This is a genomic window from Streptomyces liliiviolaceus (assembly GCF_018070025.1).
In the GTDB taxonomy this organism is placed as follows: domain Bacteria; phylum Actinomycetota; class Actinomycetes; order Streptomycetales; family Streptomycetaceae; genus Streptomyces; species Streptomyces liliiviolaceus.
Map to the genome: position 1 here is coordinate 6,774,274 of NZ_JAGPYQ010000001.1, position 19,066 is coordinate 6,793,339.

Genomic DNA, 19,066 nt, shown 5'->3' on the forward strand with positions numbered 1-19,066 from the left:
GCACGAAGGAAGATGATCACTGTGACCCAGACCATCACCACCGCTGAACCCCTCAGGGCCCTTTCCGGCGAAGGCGTCTCCATCTGGCTCGACGACCTGTCCCGCAAGCGCATCACATCGGGCAATCTCGCCGAACTCGTCGAGACGCGGCACGTCGTCGGCGTCACCACCAACCCCTCCATCTTCCAGGCCGCGATCGGCTCCGGCGAGGGCTACGAGGAGCAGCTCGCCGACCTCGCCGCGCGCCGCGTCACGGTCGACGAGGCCGTACGGATGATGACGACCGCCGACGTCCGCGCCGCCGCCGACATACTGCGGCCCGTCCACGACGCGACCGGCGGCCGGGACGGCCGGGTCTCCATCGAGGTCGACCCGCGCCTCGCCCACGACACGAAGGCGACGGTCGCCGAGGCCAAGCAGCTCTTCTGGCTGGTCGACCGCCCGAACGTCATGATCAAGATCCCGGCGACCACGGCCGGACTGCCCGCGATCACCGAGGTCATCGGCCTCGGGATCAGCGTCAACGTCACGCTGATCTTCTCGCTGGAGCGCTACCGCGAGGTCATGGACGCCTACCTGGCCGGCCTGGAGAAGGCGCAGGCCAAGGGCCTGGACCTCGCCACCATCCACTCCGTGGCCTCCTTCTTCGTCTCCCGCGTCGACAGCGAGATCGACAAGCGGCTGACGCAGGTGGGCACGGACGAGGCCCTCGCGCTCAAGGGCAAGGCGGCGCTCGCCAACGCACGGCTCGCGTACGAGGCGTACGAGCAGGTCTTCGACGGTGAGCGCTGGAACGCGCTCGGTGGCGCCCGCGCCAACAAGCAGCGTCCGCTGTGGGCCTCGACCGGCGTCAAGGACCCGTCCTACAAGGACACGCTGTACGTCGACGAGCTGGTCGCGCCCGGCACGGTCAACACGATGCCCGAGGGCACGCTGAACGCCACCGCCGACCACGGCGAGATCCGCGGCGACACGGTGAGCGGCGGTTACGCCCAGGCCCGCGCGGACCTGGACGCCGTCGAGAAGCAGGGCATCTCGTACGACGAGGTCGTCGGACAGCTGGAGACCGAGGGCGTCGCGAAGTTCGCGGTGGCCTGGGACGAGCTGCTGGACGCGGTCACGGTCTCGCTGAACAGCAAGGGAGTTGACGGCGAATGAGCAAGAACCCTCCCGAGGGAGCCGCGTCGGAGACGGCCGGTACGGCACCGGGCGCGTCCGCCTCCGCCGCCCCGACGGCCAAGGCCAAGCGGGCCGCGACCACGAAGAAGGCCGCGGGCGCCAAGGAGAGCGCAGGCGCCACCAAGACCGCCGGCGCCGCGAAGACCGCTGGCGCCAAGAAGACTGCGGGTGCCACGAAGGCCTCGGGCACCAAGAAGACCGCGGCAGCCGCGAAGACCGCCGGTGCCAAGAAGGCCGCGCCGCGTCGTGCGAAGGCCGTCGCTGCCACCGCCGTGGCCGCCGACCCGGCCGCCGCCGATCTCGCGCCGCGGTCGCTCGCCGAGGTGCTGGAGCAGGGCGACGGGTGGGTCAATCCCCTCCGTGACCCCCAGGACCGCCGACTGCCGAAGATCGCCGGGCCCTCCGGTCTCGTCATCTTCGGGGTGACCGGCGACCTGTCGCGCAAGAAGCTCATGCCGGCCGTCTACGATCTGGCCAACCGCGGCCTGCTGCCGCCGGGCTTCTCGCTCGTCGGCTTCGCGCGGCGCGACTGGGAGGACGAGGACTTCGCCCAGATCGTGCACGACTCGGTCCGCGACCACGCGCGCACCGAGTTCCGCGAGGAGGTCTGGCAGCAGCTCGCCGAGGGCATGCGGTTCATCCCGGGCGACTTCGACGACGACCAGGCGTTCGAGCAACTGCGTGCCGCCGTCGACGAGTTGGACAAGTCCCGGGGTACGAGCGGCAACTACGCCTTCTACCTCTCCGTACCGCCGAAGTTCTTCCCCAAGGTCGTCAAGCAGCTCAAGAAGCACGGCCTGGCCGAGGCGCCCGCGGGCTCCTGGCGGCGCGGGGTGATCGAGAAGCCGTTCGGCCGTGACCTGAAGAGCGCGCGCGAGCTGAACCGCGTGGTGCACGAGGTGTTCGACCCGGAGCAGGTGTTCCGGATCGACCACTACCTCGGCAAGGAGACCGTCCAGAACATCCTGGCGCTCCGCTTCGCCAATCAGATGTACGAGCCCATCTGGAACCGGTCGTACGTGGACCACGTACAGATCACGATGGCCGAGGACATCGGCATCGGAGGCCGTGCGGGCTACTACGACGGCATCGGGTCCGCCCGTGACGTCATCCAGAACCACCTCCTCCAGCTGATGGCGCTCACCGCGATGGAGGAGCCCATCGCCTTCGACGCCGACTCGCTGCTCACCGAGAAGCTCAAGGTCCTCAAGTCCGTGAAGCTGCCGGAGAACCTGGGCGAGCACACGGTCCGCGGCCAGTACGCGGCGGGCTGGCAGGGCGGCGAGAAGGTGCGCGGCTACCTCGACGAGGACGGCATCGATCCCGGGTCGACGACCGACACGTACGCGGCCGTCAAGCTGGAGGTCGACAACCGCCGCTGGGCGGGCGTCCCCTTCTACCTGCGCACCGGCAAGCGGCTGGGCCGGCGCGTCACCGAGATCGCGGTCGTCTTCCAGCGCGCCCCGCACTCCCCCTTCGACTCCACCGCCACCGAGGAACTGGGTGCCAACGCGATCGTCATCCGCGTCCAGCCGGACGAGGGCATGACGGTGCGCTTCGGATCGAAGGTGCCGGGTACGTCGATGGAGATCCGGGACGTGTCGATGGACTTCGCGTACGGCGAGTCGTTCACGGAGTCCAGCCCGGAGGCGTACGAACGCCTGATCCTGGATGTACTGCTCGGAGACGCCAACCTCTTCCCCCGCCACCAGGAGGTGGAAGAGTCCTGGAAGATCCTCGACCCGATCGAGGGCTACTGGGACACGCACGGCAAACCCGCGCAGTACGCCTCGGGCACCTGGGGTCCCGGGGAAGCCGACGAGATGCTCGCACGAGACGGACGGAGCTGGCGCAGGCCATGAAGATCGACCTGACCGACACCACGGCAAGCAAGATCAACAAGGCCCTCGTGCAGGGTCGCCGCGCCATCGGCACGCCAGCCGTGGGCATGGTCCTGACGATGGTCATCGTGACGGACGAGGAGAACGCCTACGACTCGATCAAGGCGGCCGAGGAGGCCTCGCACGAGCACCCCTCGCGCACCCTGGTCGTCATCAAGCGGCACGCCCGCACCCCGCGCGACCGCACGAACTCCCATCTCGACGCCGAGGTACGGGTCGGCGCGGACGCCGGCACCGGCGAGACGGTCATCCTGCGCATGTACGGCGAGGTGTCCGACCACGCCGACTCGGTGGTCCTGCCCCTGCTGCTCCCGGACGCGCCCGTCGTCGTCTGGTGGCCGGTGGACGCGCCGAAGATCCCGGTCAAGGACCCGCTGGGCGCCCTCGCGCAGCGCCGGATCACCGACATGTACGCCGTGGAGACCCCGCTGGACGCCCTGGAGGCGCGTGCCGCCGCGTACGCGCCGGGCGACACGGACCTCGCCTGGACCCGGCTGACGCCGTGGCGTTCCATGCTCGCCGCCGCTCTCGACCAGGCCCGCACGAAGATCGTCTCGGCCGCCGTCGAGAGCGAGGCCGAGAACCCGAGCGCCGAACTGCTCGCGCGCTGGCTGGAGGCCCGTCTCCAGGTCACGGTCGACCGGGTCGTCACCGCGGGGCCCGTGGTCACCGCCGTGAAGCTCGGCACCGAGAACGGCGAGATCGTCATCGACCGCCCCGAGGGCCCGCTCGCGACGCTGTCCCTGCCGGGCCAGCCCTCGCGCACCCTCGCACTGAAGGTCCGCAGCACGTCCGAGCTGATCGCCGAGGAACTGCGGCGGCTCGACGCGGACGAGATGTACGCCGTCGCCCTGCGCGGGGACGACGCCCAGAGGGAGAGCCGTGTCTGACTCACCGAAGCTCACCCGCCGCCCGGAGTGGACCGCTCTGGAGGACCACCGGGCCGGGCCGTTCCTGCACGCGCATCTGCGTGAGCTGTTCGCGACGGACCCGGAGCGCGCCGAGCGCTACACCGTGCGCGTGGGCGATCTGCACATCGACTACTCGAAGCACCTGATCACCGACGAGACGCTCGCGCTGCTCCAGGAACTCGCCACCGCCACCGATGTGTTCGGCCTGCGGGACGCGATGTTCAGGGGCGAGCGGATCAACACGACGGAGGACCGGGCGGTCCTGCACACCGCGCTGCGCGCCCCGCGCGACGCGGTCGTGGAGGTCGACGGCGAGAACGTCGTGCCGAAGGTGCACGCCGTGCTCGACCGGATGGCCGGCTTCGCCGACCAGGTCCGCTCCGGCAAGTGGACCGGCCACACCGGCAGCCGCATCCGCACTGTCGTCAACATCGGCATCGGCGGCTCCGACCTGGGCCCGGCGATGGCGTACGACGCGCTGCGCGCCTTCACCGACCGGGATCTGACGGTCCGGTTCGTGTCGAACGTCGACGGGGCCGACCTGCACGAGGCCGTCCGCGACCTCGACCCGGCCGAGACGCTGTTCATCGTCGCCTCGAAGACCTTCACCACCATCGAGACGATCACCAACGCGACCTCGGCGCGGTCCTGGTTGCTCGCCGGACTCGGCGGTGAACCGGCCGCCGTGGCCAAGCACTTCGTGGCGCTGTCGACGAACGCGGAGAAGGTCGCCGACTTCGGCATCGACACCGCGAACATGTTCGAGTTCTGGGACTGGGTCGGCGGACGGTACTCGTTCGACTCCGCCATCGGCCTGTCCCTGATGATCGCGATCGGCCCGGACCGCTTCCGGGAACTGCTCGACGGCTTCCACCTCGTCGACGAGCACTTCCGCACGGCCCCCGCCGAGTCCAACGCCCCCTTGCTGCTCGGCCTGTTGGGCGTCTGGTACGGCAACTTCTTCGACGCGCAGTCGCACGCGGTGCTGCCGTACTCGCACTACCTGTCCAAGTTCACGGCGTACCTGCAGCAGCTCGACATGGAGTCCAACGGCAAGTCCGTGGACCGCGACGGGCACCCCGTGGAGTGGCAGACGGGCCCGGTCGTCTGGGGCACGCCCGGCACCAACGGGCAGCACGCGTACTACCAGTTGATCCACCAGGGCACGAAGACGATCCCGGCCGACCTGATCGGCTTCGTCAACCCGGTCGCCGAACTCGGCGGCGAACTCGCGGCCCAGCACGACCTGTTGATGGCGAACCTCTTCGCCCAGGGCCAGGCGCTCGCCTTCGGCAAGACGCCGGAGGAGGTGCGGGCGGAGGGCGTCGCCGAGGAACTGGTGGCGCACAAGACGTTCAGGGGCAACCACCCGACGACCACGGTCCTCGCGCGCGAACTGACCCCCTCGGTCCTCGGCCAGCTCATCGCCCTCTACGAGCACAAGGTGTTCGTGCAGGGCGCCATCTGGCACATCGACTCCTTCGACCAGTGGGGCGTCGAGCTCGGCAAGGTCCTCGCCAAGCGCGTCGAACCCGCCCTCACCGAGGGCGCCGCCGTCCCCGGCCTCGACTCCTCCACCAGCGCCCTCGTGGCCACGTACCGCACTCTCCGGAAGAAGTGAACTGACATGACTGCGATGCAGCTCGGTCTCATCGGGCTCGGCAAGATGGGCGGCAACATGCGCGAGCGCATCCGCCGCGCGGGCCACACCGTCATCGGCTACGACCGCAACCCGGAGCTCGCCGACGTGAGCAGCCTGGCCGAACTGGTGGGCAAGCTCGAAGGCCCGCGCGTGGTGTGGGTGATGGTTCCCGCCGGTGCCGCGACCCAGGGCGTCATCGACGAACTCGGGGACCTCCTTGAACCCGGTGACGTGGTCGTGGACGGCGGCAACTCGCGCTGGACGGACGACGAGAAGCACTCCGAGGAGCTGGCGGCCAAGGGCATCGGCTTCGTCGACGCCGGCGTCTCGGGCGGTGTCTGGGGCCTGCAGAACGGCTACGCGCTGATGGTCGGCGGCGACGCCGAGCACATCGCCAAGGTCCAGCCGGTCTTCGACGCCCTCAAGCCCGAGGGCGACGCCGGGTTCGTGCACGCGGGCAAGGTCGGCGCCGGGCACTTCTCCAAGATGGTCCACAACGGCATCGAGTACGCCATGATGCAGGCCTACGCCGAGGGCTGGGAACTCCTCCAGGCCGTCGACTCGGTCACCGATGTGCGCGAGGTCTTCCGGTCCTGGCAGGAGGGCACGGTCATCCGTTCCTGGCTGCTGGACCTGGCGGTCAACGCGCTGGACGAGGACGAGCACCTGGAGCGGCTGCGCGGCTTCGCGCAGGACTCCGGCGAGGGCCGCTGGACCGTCGAGGCGGCCATCGACAACGCGGTACCGCTGCCCGCGATCACCGCGTCGCTGTTCGCCCGCTTCGCGTCCCGGCAGGACGACTCGCCGCAGATGAAGATGATCGCGGCACTGCGCAACCAGTTCGGCGGCCACGCCGTCGAGTCCGCGAAGTAGGAGTCATGGGCGACCTTCTCCTCGTCAGACACGGCGAGACCGAGTGGAGCAGGTCAGGACAGCACACCAGCTGGACCGACCTGCCCCTCACCCCCCACGGCGAGGAACAGGCGAAGTCCCTCGTCCCGCTCTTCGCCGGGCGGTCCTGCGCCCTCGTGCTCACCAGTCCGCTCCAGCGCGCGATACGGACCGCGGAGCTGGCGGGACTGACCGGGGCCGTCGTCGACCCCGATCTGCACGAGTGGAACTACGGGGCGTACGAGGGCATCAAGACCGTCGACATCCACAAGACCCGTCCCGACTGGTACCTGTGGAACGACGGGGTGCCGCCCGGCCCGGACGGGCACACCGGCGAGTCGCCCGTCGAGGTGGGCGAGCGGGCCGACCGGGTGCTCGCCCACGCGGCGAAGGCGCTCGACGAGGGTGATGTGGTCCTGGTGGCCCACTCGCACTTCCTGCGCGTCCTGACCGCGCGCCGGCTCGGACTGCCCGCTTCTGACGGGCGGCTGTTCCGGCTGGACACGGCCACGGTGAGCCGGCTCTCGCTGGAGCACGGCCGGCCCGTCCTCGCGGAGTGGAACGCCAAGCCGTAGGCGGTTTCCCCGGATCGCGATCGCTGGGCACCCCGGCCCGGGCTACAGGACGTCTCCGAACTCGCTCAACACCCCTGGTGGAGCGAGGGCGTTGACGTAGTGGCCCGGGCCGTGGTCGTCGAAGGAGTACTTGAACGGGATCGTCCGGGTCAGTGCCAGCCGGGTGGCCAGGAACGCCAGCGGCGCCACCACGGCCAGCCCGGCGAGGGAGTCCATCTGCGGGTAGTGCAGGCCCGGTTCGGCGCTCTCCTGCCAGCCCTCGCTCCGTACCCGCAGCAGGGGTCGCACGGAGCGCCGGAGCGATTCGGCGGTACGAACCGTCAACTCCCCCGCGCGGGCCGCTGGTTGCCGAAGCGGGTTGCTGATCAGGGTCCGCAGCAGTTCGCCCGGCAGGGTCACCGCCTCCAGCGCCGAGTCCGCGGCGAAGGCCAGGGCCGTGTCCATCAACCCGCGCGACCTGCGGTAGTGGAACTCCCGGCCGAACGGCGCGTACGGTCCGACCGGACGGGGCGGCAGGGCCGGTACGACGTCACGGTCGAAGATGTAACGGAGCATCCGCTCACGCAGGGGCCGGGTGCCGTACGGACCGGCGGCCTCCTCGCAGGCCCGTGCGAAGTCGGGTCCGCCGACCATGGGCTGCCCGAAGGTGTAGACGGCCCTCAGCTTGTCGGCGATGCGGCGGTAGCGGGGCTCCATCGTGAGCATCACCCCCATCAGCGCGGCCATCGCACCGCCGAGGCTGTGGCCGGTGATGTAGAGCGCCTCCAGGCCGTGGCCGCGGGTGCCCGTCTCGCCCGGGACCACGGACTCGCCGCGCAGGGCGCGGTCCAGGGCCTCGATGACCAGGTAGCGGGTGGCGCGGACGTTCCGGTAGAAGCCGGCGTGGACCTCGTGGCGCCGGCCGTCCAGCTCGACGTCGAGCGTCTCGGGCCGGACGTCCGCGTCCGTGAGGATGCTGATGACATCCTCGGGCTGGGTGCCGCGGTAGCACAGGACGGCGATCCTGCGGTCGCGGTCCTGGATCAGGTACGCGGCCGACGCGATGTGCATGGCGTCCACGCGCTGCTCGAACACCTGGCAGTCGTTCTCCTCCAGGCCGAGGCGCGTCATGATCATGGCGACGGTGGCGGGGTCCGCGCGCTGGGCGAATCCGGCGTACGCGTAGGCGGCGCAGGTCGCCATGGTGTGCGGGACGACTCCGTCGGGGTCGGGGTGGTCCTTGTCCTCCGCCAGCCGTTCCACGAGGTCCGGGTAGACCGGGAAGCCGGGCTGGTCGGGGGTGGGTTTGAGGGGGCGCAGTTCGGCGAAGCGCGGGCCTTTGGCGTGACGGTCGTTGGGCATACGCGCCCTCCCCTCACCGTCCGCCGAGCACACCACCGTTGCCGTGGCCCGTCAATATGGCTGCGGGCCGGGGGTGCTCGCACCCCTTGGGGGGTGAGGCCTGGCCTTCAACTCCACCTGCGGCCGGGTGAGGGTGGCCCGCGCAGTTCCTCGCGCCCCTAGGGGGTGGGGCCTGGGCCCGGACTTCATCTGCGGGCCGGTGGAGCCTGAGCGCGCAGTTCCTCGCGCCCCTTCAGGGGCAAAGGCTGGGGCGCAGCCCCGCTTTTGAGGGGCGCGGGGAACTGCGCGAACGGCCCCCGCCGGGCCGCAGACGGCGAACGCGCCCGTCCGTGCCGGCGCAAGCGCAGGGCGAGAGTCCCGGCCACCCCCGCCCCCACCGGCTGTGGCTGCTGTGGGGCCGGGGCCTCGCGGGGCGGGCGGGTGGCGGGCGCAGAGGCCCCGCGGCGGCCTGACGTGGGCCGATACGTCGCACCGACGGCCACCGCCAGGGACCGCGCATCGGCGGGAACCACCGCTGCCCCCCACCCCGCCCCGCCGGTAGCGTGCTGCCCCCGTCCCGTACGCACGCATCCGTACGAAGGAAACGACCGATGGCCGATACCGGGCAGTACGATCAGCGGTACGAACACTACGAAGGCGGAAGCCCCGAGGCGGAACGGCTGGTTTTCGATCGGCTGGCCCGGGAGCTGATGGACGTACAGGTCAAGAACCGCCGGGCCGCCGGCGGCGGAACGGCCCGCGCCATCCACGCCAAGGCCCCGCTCGGCGTGGAGAACGCCCGGCTCCGCTTCCACGACGACCTCCCCGCCGCCCTGCGCGTCGGCTTCGCCCGCCCCGGCGCCGACTACCCGGTGACCCTGCGGCTGTCGAACGCGAGCGGCATCCGCCAGGGCGACGGCACCCCCGACCTGCGCGGCGCGGCCCTGCGCGTACGGGTGTCGGACGAGGAGAGCCACGATCTGCTCGCCACCAGCTACCCCGTGTCGCACGCCCGCGACGCCCGCGAGTTCGTGGCCTTCGCCAAGGCGATGGCGGGCGCCCGCAACCCGCTCCAGAAGGCGTTCGGGCTCCTGGTGAAGCTTCCGCTCGCGGTCGGGTTCGAGACCGCCACCCGCATGCGGCGCAATGTCCAGGCAGCCACCCGACAGGCCGTCACCTCCCTTGCCACGCAGACCTATTGGAGCCGAGGCGCGATGCTCTGGGGCGAGGCGGGACCCGTGCGCTATCTGCTGCGCCCGGCCGCCGGAACCCCGCCGGCTCCGCCGCCCGACCGCCGCGACCCCGACTTCCTGCACCACGAGCTGGCCCGCCGGCTCGCCTCGGCCGACGTCTCCTTCGAGCTGTGCGTGCAGCGGTACGTGGACGAGTTGCGCACCCCGGTCGAGGACACCTCGGTGGAGTGGAAGGACGCCGTCTCGCCGCCGATCGCGGTGGCCCGGCTCACCGTACCCGGCCAGGATCTGGACGAGGCCGAGGCGCGGGCGGCGGCCCGGCGGGTGGAGGACCTGGTCTTCAACCCCTGGTACACCACCGACGAGTTCCGTCCGCTCGGCAATCTCAACCGGGCCCGCAAGGCCGCGTACCAGGCGAGCGGCGCGCACCGGCTCGGGCTGCGTTTCGTCACCGAGGAGCCGCTGCGCAACCGGATCCTCGGCCGGCCCGTCGGCGCCGCCCTGACCCGGCTGAACCGGTATGTGCCCTGGCACCGGCTGCCGTTGCAGCTGAGCCTGCTCAACCTGGTGTTCCTGCGGAAGGTGCTGCGCCGGTTCAACCTCATCGACTCCGAGGTGCGCGAGGCCCCGCCCAGGGCCCAGCCCGTACCGCGGCCGATCGAGGAGCGGCTGCGTACCGAGCGCTCGTACGACGGGTCGTACAACGATCTGTCCGAGCCGCGGATGGGCGCGGTGGGCGCGGCCTTCGGGCGGAACCTGAAACCGGACTACCGGCCCGACCAGTTCGACACGCCCAACCCGGTCACGGTCAGCCGTCAGCTGCTGCGGCGGGACAGCTTCCTGCCCGCGACCTCGCTCAATGTGCTGGCGGCGGCCTGGATCCAGTTCCAGGTGCACGACTGGGTCAACCACCGGCGGTACCCGGCCGGCGGCCCGTCCGTCGAGGTGCCGCTGCCGCCCGGCAGCGACCCCTGGCACAACACGCCGGGCGGGTCGGCGGAGAACGTGATGCGGTTCACCGACAACGAGGGGCTGGCCCAGCCGGGAAACCGCCCGCCGATCCTGTTCGGGAACATGGCCTCGCACTGGTGGGACGGCTCCGAGGTGTACGGCGGCGACGAGGAGACCGCCCGCTTCCTGCGCGAGCCCGACGGCGGCGCCAAACTCCGCCTGGAGGACGGCCACCTGCCGGGCGCGCAGAACGGCATTCCGCTCACCGGGTTCAACGAGAGCTGGTGGATGGGCCTCAGCGCGATGCACACCCTGTTCGCGCGGGAGCACAACGCGGTCTGTGACGCGCTGCGCGCCGAGTATCCGTCGATGAACGAGGAGCGGGTCTACCACACGGCCCGGCTGGTGGTCTCGGCGCTCATCGCGAAGATACACACGGTGGAGTGGACCCCGGCGATCCTCGCCACCAAGGCCATCGACATCGGGCTGAAGACCAACTGGCAGGGCCCGCCGAAGAACTGGCTGAACCAGCTGGGACTGTGGCTGCTGGAGGCGCACTCGCTCAAGGGCATCCCGCAGACCATGCCGGACCACCACGGGACGCCGTACTCACTGACCGAGGACTTCGTCACGGTGTACCGCATGCATCCGCTGGTCCCCGACGACTTCGAGCTGCGCGAGCACCACTTCGGGCACCGGCTGGAGACGGTCGGGTTCATGGACATCCAGGGCGGCGCGGCCGAGTCGCAGATCCGCAAGACGGGACTGGCGAACGCGCTGTACTCGTTCGGGATCGCCCACCCCGGCGCGATCACCCTGCACAACTACCCGCAGGCGCTGCAGCGGTTCGAGCGGGACGGCGAGGTCATCGACCTGTCGGTGGTGGACCTCGTACGGACCCGGCGGCGGGGTGTGCCGCGCTACAACGACTTCCGCGAGGGTCTGCACAAGAAGCGCATCCGGTCCTTCGAGGAGCTGACGCAGAGCACCGAGTCGCTGGCGCGGCTCAAGGAGGTGTACCGCTCGGTCGACGAGATCGACACCGTGGTGGGCCTGTTCGCCGAGAACCCGCCGACGGGCTTCGGCTTCAGCGACACGGCCTTCCGCATCTTCATCCTGATGGCGACCCGACGTCTGCAGAGCGACCGCTTCCTGACCGTCGACTACCGGCCCGAGGTCTACACCCCGCTCGGTATCGACTGGGTCGAGAAGGGCGGCATGGACTCCGTGATCCTGCGGCACTGCCCGGAGCTGGCGGCGCTGCTGCCGCGCGACGCGAGCGCCTTCGCGCCCTGGCGGGCGATCCGCCCGACGGACGACGGCGACGCCGACGGCCACGACCGCGGAGGCAACGGTGAGCCGGGCTGAGCACCGCTCCGGACACCCGGGGCTCGACGATCTGCTGGCGCGGCCTCTCCTGGAGACCCTGTGGCGCCGCCGCACCCACCGGGTCAGCCGGGGCGCGTCGGTGCCGGCCGGGTCCATGAGCCACCGCTCCACGCACTCCCCGCAGCCCCTGTCGGAGCTGGAGGAGGCGGTGCTGATCGCGCTGACCGGCGCCACCGGGCTGACCATGCCGGACCGGCCCTTCGACGATCCGCGGGACGGCAAGCCCATCATGGCCAAGCCCAATCTCACGATGGCGGGCCGGACCGCGGGCAGCCCGGACAACGCTCAGGGCACCCACTTCTTCATGATCAACGACTCGGGCACGTACTACCTGCGCAAGCTGGAGCCCGCCCCGCACGAGCCCTTCGACGCCGCCACGCTGGTCGCGAGGGCCCACCGGGCCAAGGTGCGGATCCTGGACCACCGCCTCGACGTCGCCGAGGGGATGCGCGACTTCCCGGCGTACCTCGACTCGAACCGGTTCCTGTCCAACCTGCCCGGCACGACGCTGTTCCTGCCGGTGGTCGACCTGTCCCACCAGTACGTCAACGCCCTGATGTACCTGCTCACGCAGCCTGACGGGGCCCGCCCGACCTTCGTCGACGACCGCAACCTCTACCGCCCCGCCGGGGTACGCAAGTGGGTGCGCAACGGCTTCCTGAACGGCGACCTGAAGCTGCCGCTGGGCGCGCTCGGCCCGATGCGCACCCAGATCGAGGCGGACCTGCTCCTGCAGAACCTGATGCTCACCGCCGAGGCGATGGGCCTCGGCGCCTGGATCCACGCCTCGATCAACCCGCAGATCGCCCTGGGCGACCCGAAGTTCTCGAAGGCGTACGGCAGGATGCTCGGTTTCACCTTCGTCACCCCGCGCTGGCGGCTCGCCGACGTGTGGCGCTGGCACGTACCGCTGCCCAGGTACGCGAACCTGCGCTCGCACCCGGTGGGTCTCACCTCCCCCGACGGCGAGCCCCTGATCGAGGCCGCCTGCCCGCCCGCGCACCCCTCGATGTCGGCGGCCGTGGACGCGGTCATCGAGGCCAAGTTCGGGCCCGGCGGCACGTACACGGACAAGGAGGTCTTCACCCGGATCTACAAGGAGGACTACGGGCAGCGCTATCTCGCCGAGGCCAGTGAGTACGAGTCACGGGTCGTGGACTGCGCCCGTGACGTGTGCGAGTACATCATCGGGACGCACCGGCGGTTCCCGGCCCACACGGACGCCATCCATGTCCCGGGGGTCTGGCTGCAGGCGCACCACGTCGAGGAGGAGTACTACGACCGCTTCTTCGTGAACGGTCTGACGCCGGCGCACCGCGAGCACACCGGCGTCTGGGACGACTGAGTCCACTGCGGCACGAGGTCGGGGACAGGGACGGAGACGGGGACGGGGACGGGGTTCAGGCCAGCGGTGGTACGACGCACTCGACGAGACAGGGACCGGGCTCCTCCAGGGCCCGGTCCAGCAGGACGGTGAACTGCTCCGCGGTCACGGCCCGTTCGGCGGGTACGCCCATGCCGCGGGCCAGGGCCACGAAGTCCAGGTCGGGACGGGACAGGTCGAGGAGATCGTTGGCCCGGGGGCCCGCGGCGGTCGCGCCGACGGACTGGAGCTCCAGGTTGAGGACCGAATAGGCGCGGTTGTCGAAGAGCACGACGGTGACGTCGAGCTGCTCGCGGGCCATGGTCCACAGTGCCTGAAGGGTGTACATGGCACTGCCGTCCGCCTCCAGGGCGAGCACGGGCCGGTCGGGCGCGGCGAGCGCGGCACCGACGGCCGCGGGCAGGCCCTGCCCGATCGCTCCGCCGGTGAGGGTGAGCCAGTCGTGGGGCGGGGCGCCCGCCGTCGCGGCGGGCAGCCAGATGCCCGAGGTGTTCGCCTCGTCGACGACGACCGCGTGTTCCGGGAGCAGTGCGCCGATCGCCGCGGCGGCGCTCTCACCGGTCAGGGCGCCGGTGGGCCGCTCGGGCCGCAGGGGCGCCTGCGGTACGGGGGTCACGTCGCTCTTCACCAGCTCCGCGAGGGCTTCGAGTGCGGCTGTCACGTCCTCGGTTCCGGTGGCCGCCGACAGCACCCGGCACCCGTCGGGGACGATCCGGCCGTTCTGCCCCGGGTACGCGAAGAACGTCACCGGCTCGGCCGCTCCGGCGAGCAACAGCAGGCGTGTGCCCGCCAGTTGGGCGGAGGCGTCCGCCTCCCGGTAGGCGAGGCGCCCGACCGTGGGCAGTCCCGCGCCGCGTTCGAGGCGGGCCGGGAAGGTCTCGCACAGCAGCCGGGCGCCGGTCGCGGCGGCGATCCGGGCGGCGGCGCGCAGCCCGCGGCCGTGCGTGGCCGCACCGCCGAGGAGCAGCGCGGCGGGCTCGGTGGAGCGCAGCATCCCGGCCGCCTCCTCGACGGCCGCCGCGGACACGGCTCCGGGGCGGGGCCCGGTCCGTACCGGTGGCCGGCCGGACTTGCCCGCCTCCGTCCAGGACACGTCGGCGGGCACCAGCAGGGTCGCCACCGAGCCGGGCGGCCCGTACGCGGCGGCGACGGCCTCGGCCGCGTCGCTCGCGAGGTCGGTGGCGCGATACGTACGCCGGGTCCAGCCGGAGACCGTACGGGCGAGGGACCCGATGTCGGACTCCAGGGGCGCGTCGAGCCGTTTGTGGTGCAGGGCGTGGTCGCCGACGACGTTCACGACGGGGGTGCCGGCGCGGCGGGCGTTGTGCAGATTGGCCAGGCCGTTGGCGAGTCCGGGGCCCAGGTGCAGGAGCGTCGAGGCGGGTTTGCCCGCCATGCGCCCGTAGCCGTCGGCCGCGCCCGTGGCCACGCCTTCGAAGAGGCAGAGCACTCCGCGCAGGCCCGGTACGTCGTCCAGGGCGGCCACGAAGTGCATCTCGGAGGTGCCGGGGTTGGCGAAACACACGTCGACGCCCGCGTCCACGAGGCCTTCCACGAGGGTCTGCGCTCCGTTCGGCATGACGGTCCGCCTCCGCTGCTCGTGCCTGTCAGGGGGTGCGCCTGCCAGTCTCACCAGCTTCGGAACGGGGCGTCAGTCAAAATTCCGGACATCCGGACCGCCGGGGAGCCTTGTGACCGACCACCGCGGCTCAGCGCACGGGCCTGCGTACGTGCTGCGCCGCCAGCCGCACCGGGGCGTTCTGGGCGCCGTAGCCGCGGTAGCCCGCGTCGCGCTGGACCAGTTCGAAGAAGACCCGGCCGACCGTCTCCGTATAACAGTGGCGGAAGGCGCCGTCCGCGTCGCGGTCGTAGAGGATGCCGAGTTCGCGGAAGGTCTCCAGCTCGCCGTCGGCGAACTCGTACCTGGCCGCGAGGTCGTCGTAGTAGTTGGCGGGGATCGTCAGCAGCCGGCCGCCCGTGGCACGGAAGCGGCGGGCCGCCGTCACGAGGTCGTCGGTGGCGAGCGCGATGTGCTGGGCCCGGTCGCCGTCGTCGGCGCTCGGGGCCGGCCCGACACCGAGGGCGATACGGACGCTGCCGTCGGCGTTGGTGACGGCCCGGCTGCGCAGCAGCCCGTACGGATCGGCGACGTCCACGCTGTCCAGGGCGCCGAGCCCCAGGACACTGCGGTGGAAGAGGGCGGCCTCGTCGAACTGGTGCCAGGGCTGGGTGAGGGCGAGGTGGTCGATGCGGTGGAGGCCACCGGCGGTCCCGGATGCCGGGGGTTCGACCAGCGCTCCTGGCTCTGCGGGCTCTGTGTGCTCTGCGGGCTCTGCGGGGACGAAGTCGGTTGTCCAGTCGGGCAGTCCGGGGCGGCCGGTGGCGCAGAAGAAGAGTTCCGTGCCGTCGGGTGCGGCGACGGCGTCCAGGGGCACGTCCTCGGGGGTGCGGCGGCGCGGCAGCACGGGGGCGAGCAGCGACTCGGCGCGCTCGGCAGCGCCCGCCGGGTCCGGTGACTCCAGCCCGACGGCGGCGAGTTGCGTCCCGTCGCGGCGGGCGCCCGGACCGGTGTTGAGCAGCACGCGGGCCTCGCCCTGCTGCCACAGGTCGACCGGTTTGCCGCGGTGCCGGGCGGTCCGGGTGAAGCCGAGTGCTTCGAGGAGTTCGGAGACCGGTTCGACGTCGGGGCTGACCAGTTCGGCGAAGGCGATACCGGTCGGCACGACGGGCGCGGGCGGCGCGGTGAGACCGACGCTCTCCTGCAGCACGAGGAGCGAGCGCCGCGCGTCGACGGCGGTCGGCCCGGCCTCGGCCTGCCGGAAGACGTCGTTGAAGACTTCGAGGGAGAGCGGCCCCTGATAGCCGGCCTTGATCACCTGCCGGAGGAGCCCGGCGACGTCGAAGCCGCCCTGGCCGGGGAAGCAGCGGTAGTGGCGGCTCCACTGCAACACGTCCATCGCCATAAGGGGCGCGTCGGCCAGTTGCAGGAAGAAGATCTTCTCGCCGGGGATCTCCGCGATCCCTTCGAGATCCCCGGGATCGGTGGTGCGGGCGAGGATGTGGAAACTGTCCAGGCAGGTGCCGAGCGCCGGATGGTCGGCGGCTTCGACGATGCGCCAGGCGTGGTCGTACGTGCTGACGTGGCGGCCCCACGCCAGCGCCTCGTAGGCGACGCGGATGCCGTGGCCGTCGGCGAGTTCGGCGAGGCGGCGCAGGTGGAAGGCGGCGAGGGCGTCGTCGTCGACGGCGAGCGGCGAGACGCTGGAGCACACCAGGACGGTGTCGGCGCCGAGCCGCTCCATGAGCCGGAACTTGTGCTCGGCGCGGCGCAGATTGCGCCGGAACTCGTCCGGCGGCACGGCCTCGATGTCACGCATCGGCTGGTAGAGATCGATGCTCAGTCCGAGATCGGCACAGCGCGCCCTGATCTCCTCCGGTGCGAGAGGACTGGCCAGCAGATCGTTCTCGAAGACCTCGACCCCGTCGAACCCGGCCCGGGCAGCGGCGGTGAGCTTCTCGGTGAGGGCTCCACTGAGACACACGGTTGCGATGGACGTACGCACGTCGATCCCTTTCCACTCGCACTTCACAACACGGAGGGGGCTGCGCCCCGGGCCCCGTAAGGGGCGCGGGGAACTACGCGCTCAGCCCCCACGGACCCGCAGTCGGCATACGGCGTGCCGGGGCAGGACCTGTCGCGTCAGGGCCCGTCCCGTTTCGACCGCGGACGCGTGGGGGCGGGCCGCGCAGTTCCCCGCGCCCCTTACGGGGCCCGCAAAGCTCCGGCCCCGGCCAGCTCGGAGATGTCCATCAACATCCGGGGCGCATCCGCCTCCCTCCCCGTGAACAGCCGAAACGCGTCCGCGGCCTGGAAAACGGCCATCCCCCCACCATCGAGCACCGCACACCCCGTCCCCCGCGCCACGCGCAACAGCTCGGTCTCCAGCGGCCGGTAGACCACCTCTGCCACCCACAACCCCGGCCGCAGCAACTCGGAGGCGAACGGCAGCCCGGGATGCGCGGCCATCCCCATGGGCGTGGCGTGCACGACTCCGTCGGCCCCGGCGAGCAGCGCGGGCAACCGCTCCGGGCCGCCGGCGTCCACCCGCCCCGTCCCGAACTGCCGGTTGAGCTGAGCGGCCAGCGCCCCGGCCCGGTCCGGCAGCGCGTCGACCACGGTGACGGACCCCGCCCCGAGCGTCAGCAGGGCGTGCGCGACGGCGGCCCCCGCACCCCCCGCGCCCAGCTGGACCACCCGCTCCAGCCGAGCGTCGGGCAGCCCGCGCGCGAAGCTGGCCGCGAACCCGGTGACATCCGTGTTGTGCCCGATGGCGCGCCCGCCGTCGAAGACGACGGTGTTCACCGCGCCGAGCGCCTCGGCCTGCGGGGAGAGCGCGTCCAGGTGCTCGATGACGAGCTGCTTGCAGGGGTGGGTGATGTTCAGCCCGTCGAAACCGAGGTCGCGGGCCGCGCGTACCAGGTCGCCCACGGCCTCCGGCGCGACACCGAGCGCGTCGATGTCGATGAGCCGGTACAGATAGCGCAGGCCCTGCCGGTCGGCCTCCCGCTCGTGCAGGGCCGGGCTGAGCGACGGGCCGATGCCCGCGCCGATCAGTCCGACGAGATACGAGTCCTTGACCACGGCGACCACGACGGACCTCCCGAGCAGCTCACTAATGTACGAACCAGTACGTTAGCTATACCAGCATCCCGCGGTCACGGAAAGGCCTGCCGGACACCCGGAGCCGCGCGCCGCCGCCTGCTTCTAGAATCGCGGGGCACCGGCCCCGAGCCCGGGAGCGCCCGTACGAGCCCGACCGAACCGGAAAGAACCCGAAGGAACCCGATGACCAGCGTCGAAGAACCGGCAAGGCCGAACGGACGCATCCGTGACGCCGTCCGCACGAGGGCCGAGATCCTCGACGTGGCGACCCAGGAGTTCGCCCGGGCCGGCTACGACGGGGCCAGGGTCGACGAGATCGCCGCCCGCACCCGCACCACGAAGCGGATGATCTATTACTACTTCGGCGGCAAGGAGCAGCTGTTCACCGCCGTGCTGGAGCGGTCGTACGGCGTGATCCGCGAGGCGGAGCAGGGGCTCGACGTCGAACATCTGGACCCGGTCGCGGCCATCAGGCGGCTGGCGGAGCTGACCTTCGACCACCACGAGGCGCACCCGGACTTCATCCGCCTGGTCAGCATCGAGAACATCCACGGGGCCGCGCACATCGCGGGCTCCGAGAAGCTCGGCAGGATCGGCTCGCCCGCGCTCGACGTGATCCGCCGCATCCTGGAGTCGGGTCGGGAGTCGGGCCTGTTCACGGCCGACGTCGACGCCGTGGACCTGCACGCGATGATCAGCTCGTTCTGCTTCTTCCGGGTCGCCAACCGGCACACCTTCGGCGCCCTGTTCGGCCGCGACCTGGTCGACCCCGCACAGCGTGAGCACTACCGAAGCATGCTCGGCGACATGGTCATCGCCTATCTGACGGCGGACCGCACGGCCGGCTGAGTATCGGCAAGATCCTTCGGCACGACCTCTTGACACCCGGGAAACGTCAGCGCAACATCCGTAGCCAAGCGCTACTAACTACCCAGTGGGTTAATTAGCCGGGCAGCACCCGGCACGGCCGTCCCACCACCCCAGGGATCCGCCGCTTCTCCCCCGCCCGCTTCGCCGACGCCCCTCCTCCCGCTCACTCCGCTTACGTTGGAGTTCCCCCGAAGGAG

13 protein-coding genes are annotated in these 19,066 nt (G+C 71.3%); 9 read left to right on the forward strand and 4 right to left on the reverse strand.

The window, feature by feature from the left end:
* Positions 1-12: 12 nt before the first annotated feature.
* Genes tal through J8N05_RS29090 form a run of 6 tightly spaced genes read left to right on the forward strand, consistent with a single transcriptional unit; the run spans position 13 to position 7,099 of the window.
* Complete coding sequence (gene tal / locus J8N05_RS29065) at positions 13-1,158, forward strand: transaldolase (RefSeq protein WP_210888009.1); 1,146 nt, start codon at positions 13-15, stop codon at positions 1,156-1,158.
* Positions 1,155-3,041, forward strand: a complete 1,887-nt coding sequence (zwf, locus tag J8N05_RS29070) for a glucose-6-phosphate dehydrogenase (protein WP_247706544.1) — start codon at positions 1,155-1,157, stop codon at positions 3,039-3,041. The genes tal and zwf overlap by 4 nt, the downstream gene beginning before the upstream one ends.
* Entirely contained in the window at positions 3,038-3,970 is a 933-nt protein-coding gene (gene opcA / locus J8N05_RS29075; protein ID WP_210888012.1) for a glucose-6-phosphate dehydrogenase assembly protein OpcA, read from the forward strand. The genes zwf and opcA overlap by 4 nt, the downstream gene beginning before the upstream one ends.
* Positions 3,963-5,612: a glucose-6-phosphate isomerase gene (gene pgi / locus J8N05_RS29080; RefSeq protein ID WP_210888015.1), complete on the forward strand. Its 1,650-nt coding sequence runs from the start codon at positions 3,963-3,965 to the stop codon at positions 5,610-5,612. Before opcA ends, pgi begins: the two co-directional genes overlap by 8 nt.
* Positions 5,613-5,627: 15 nt before the next feature.
* On the forward strand, positions 5,628-6,506 hold the full coding sequence (gene gnd, locus J8N05_RS29085; RefSeq protein ID WP_210890471.1) for a phosphogluconate dehydrogenase (NAD(+)-dependent, decarboxylating): 879 nt from the start codon (positions 5,628-5,630) through the stop codon (positions 6,504-6,506).
* 5 nt (positions 6,507-6,511) lie between these two features.
* Positions 6,512-7,099 (forward strand): histidine phosphatase family protein, encoded by a 588-nt coding sequence (locus J8N05_RS29090; RefSeq protein WP_210888016.1) that lies wholly within the window; start codon positions 6,512-6,514, stop codon positions 7,097-7,099.
* 42 nt (positions 7,100-7,141) lie between these two features.
* Here the strand turns inward: J8N05_RS29090 and J8N05_RS29095 are convergent, their stop codons facing one another.
* Positions 7,142-8,440, reverse strand: coding sequence for a lipase family protein (locus tag J8N05_RS29095; RefSeq protein ID WP_210888019.1), 1,299 nt, complete (start codon positions 8,438-8,440; stop codon positions 7,142-7,144).
* Positions 8,441-9,030: 590 nt separating this feature from the next.
* Here J8N05_RS29095 and J8N05_RS29100 point away from each other — a divergent pair.
* Together J8N05_RS29100 and J8N05_RS29105 are read left to right on the forward strand one after the other, a co-directional pair.
* Positions 9,031-11,931 carry a peroxidase family protein gene (locus J8N05_RS29100; protein WP_210888022.1) on the forward strand — a complete coding sequence of 967 codons (2,901 nt, stop codon included), beginning with the start codon at positions 9,031-9,033 and terminating at the stop codon, positions 11,929-11,931.
* Complete coding sequence (locus J8N05_RS29105; RefSeq protein ID WP_210888025.1) at positions 11,918-13,297, forward strand: hypothetical protein; 1,380 nt, start codon at positions 11,918-11,920, stop codon at positions 13,295-13,297. The genes J8N05_RS29100 and J8N05_RS29105 overlap by 14 nt, the downstream gene beginning before the upstream one ends.
* 55 nt (positions 13,298-13,352) lie before the next feature.
* Here the strand turns inward: J8N05_RS29105 and J8N05_RS29110 are convergent, their stop codons facing one another.
* From J8N05_RS29110 to J8N05_RS29120, 3 genes are all read right to left on the reverse strand, one after another.
* Positions 13,353-14,915, reverse strand: a complete 1,563-nt coding sequence (locus J8N05_RS29110) for an acetolactate synthase large subunit (protein WP_210888028.1) — start codon at positions 14,913-14,915, stop codon at positions 13,353-13,355.
* 130 nt (positions 14,916-15,045) lie between these two features.
* Positions 15,046-16,899, reverse strand: coding sequence for a bifunctional sugar phosphate isomerase/epimerase/4-hydroxyphenylpyruvate dioxygenase family protein (locus tag J8N05_RS29115; protein WP_210888030.1), 1,854 nt, complete (start codon positions 16,897-16,899; stop codon positions 15,046-15,048).
* 200 nt (positions 16,900-17,099) lie between these two features.
* Positions 17,100-17,978: a shikimate dehydrogenase gene (locus tag J8N05_RS29120; RefSeq protein WP_210890472.1), complete on the reverse strand. Its 879-nt coding sequence runs from the start codon at positions 17,976-17,978 to the stop codon at positions 17,100-17,102.
* Positions 17,979-18,182: 204 nt separating this feature from the next.
* Between J8N05_RS29120 and J8N05_RS29125 the strand changes: the two genes are divergently transcribed.
* Positions 18,183-18,848 carry a TetR/AcrR family transcriptional regulator gene (locus J8N05_RS29125; RefSeq protein WP_210888033.1) on the forward strand — a complete coding sequence of 222 codons (666 nt, stop codon included), beginning with the start codon at positions 18,183-18,185 and terminating at the stop codon, positions 18,846-18,848.
* The last annotated feature ends 218 nt before the right edge of the window (positions 18,849-19,066 follow it).

What these genes read in the sequence shown, in the direction of transcription:
- tal (WP_210888009.1), top strand. Translation starts at nt 13, where the DNA reads ATGATCACTGTGACCCAGACCATCACCACCGCTGAACCCCTCAGGGCC.
- zwf (WP_247706544.1), top strand. Translation starts at nt 1,155, where the DNA reads ATGAGCAAGAACCCTCCCGAGGGAGCCGCGTCGGAGACGGCCGGTACG.
- opcA (WP_210888012.1), top strand. Translation starts at nt 3,038, where the DNA reads ATGAAGATCGACCTGACCGACACCACGGCAAGCAAGATCAACAAGGCC.
- gnd (WP_210890471.1), top strand. Translation starts at nt 5,628, where the DNA reads ATGCAGCTCGGTCTCATCGGGCTCGGCAAGATGGGCGGCAACATGCGC.
- J8N05_RS29090 (WP_210888016.1), top strand. Translation starts at nt 6,512, where the DNA reads ATGGGCGACCTTCTCCTCGTCAGACACGGCGAGACCGAGTGGAGCAGG.
- J8N05_RS29095 (WP_210888019.1), bottom strand. Translation starts at nt 8,440, where the DNA reads ATGCCCAACGACCGTCACGCCAAAGGCCCGCGCTTCGCCGAACTGCGC.
- J8N05_RS29100 (WP_210888022.1), top strand. Translation starts at nt 9,031, where the DNA reads ATGGCCGATACCGGGCAGTACGATCAGCGGTACGAACACTACGAAGGC.
- J8N05_RS29110 (WP_210888028.1), bottom strand. Translation starts at nt 14,915, where the DNA reads ATGCCGAACGGAGCGCAGACCCTCGTGGAAGGCCTCGTGGACGCGGGC.
- J8N05_RS29125 (WP_210888033.1), top strand. Translation starts at nt 18,183, where the DNA reads ATGACCAGCGTCGAAGAACCGGCAAGGCCGAACGGACGCATCCGTGAC.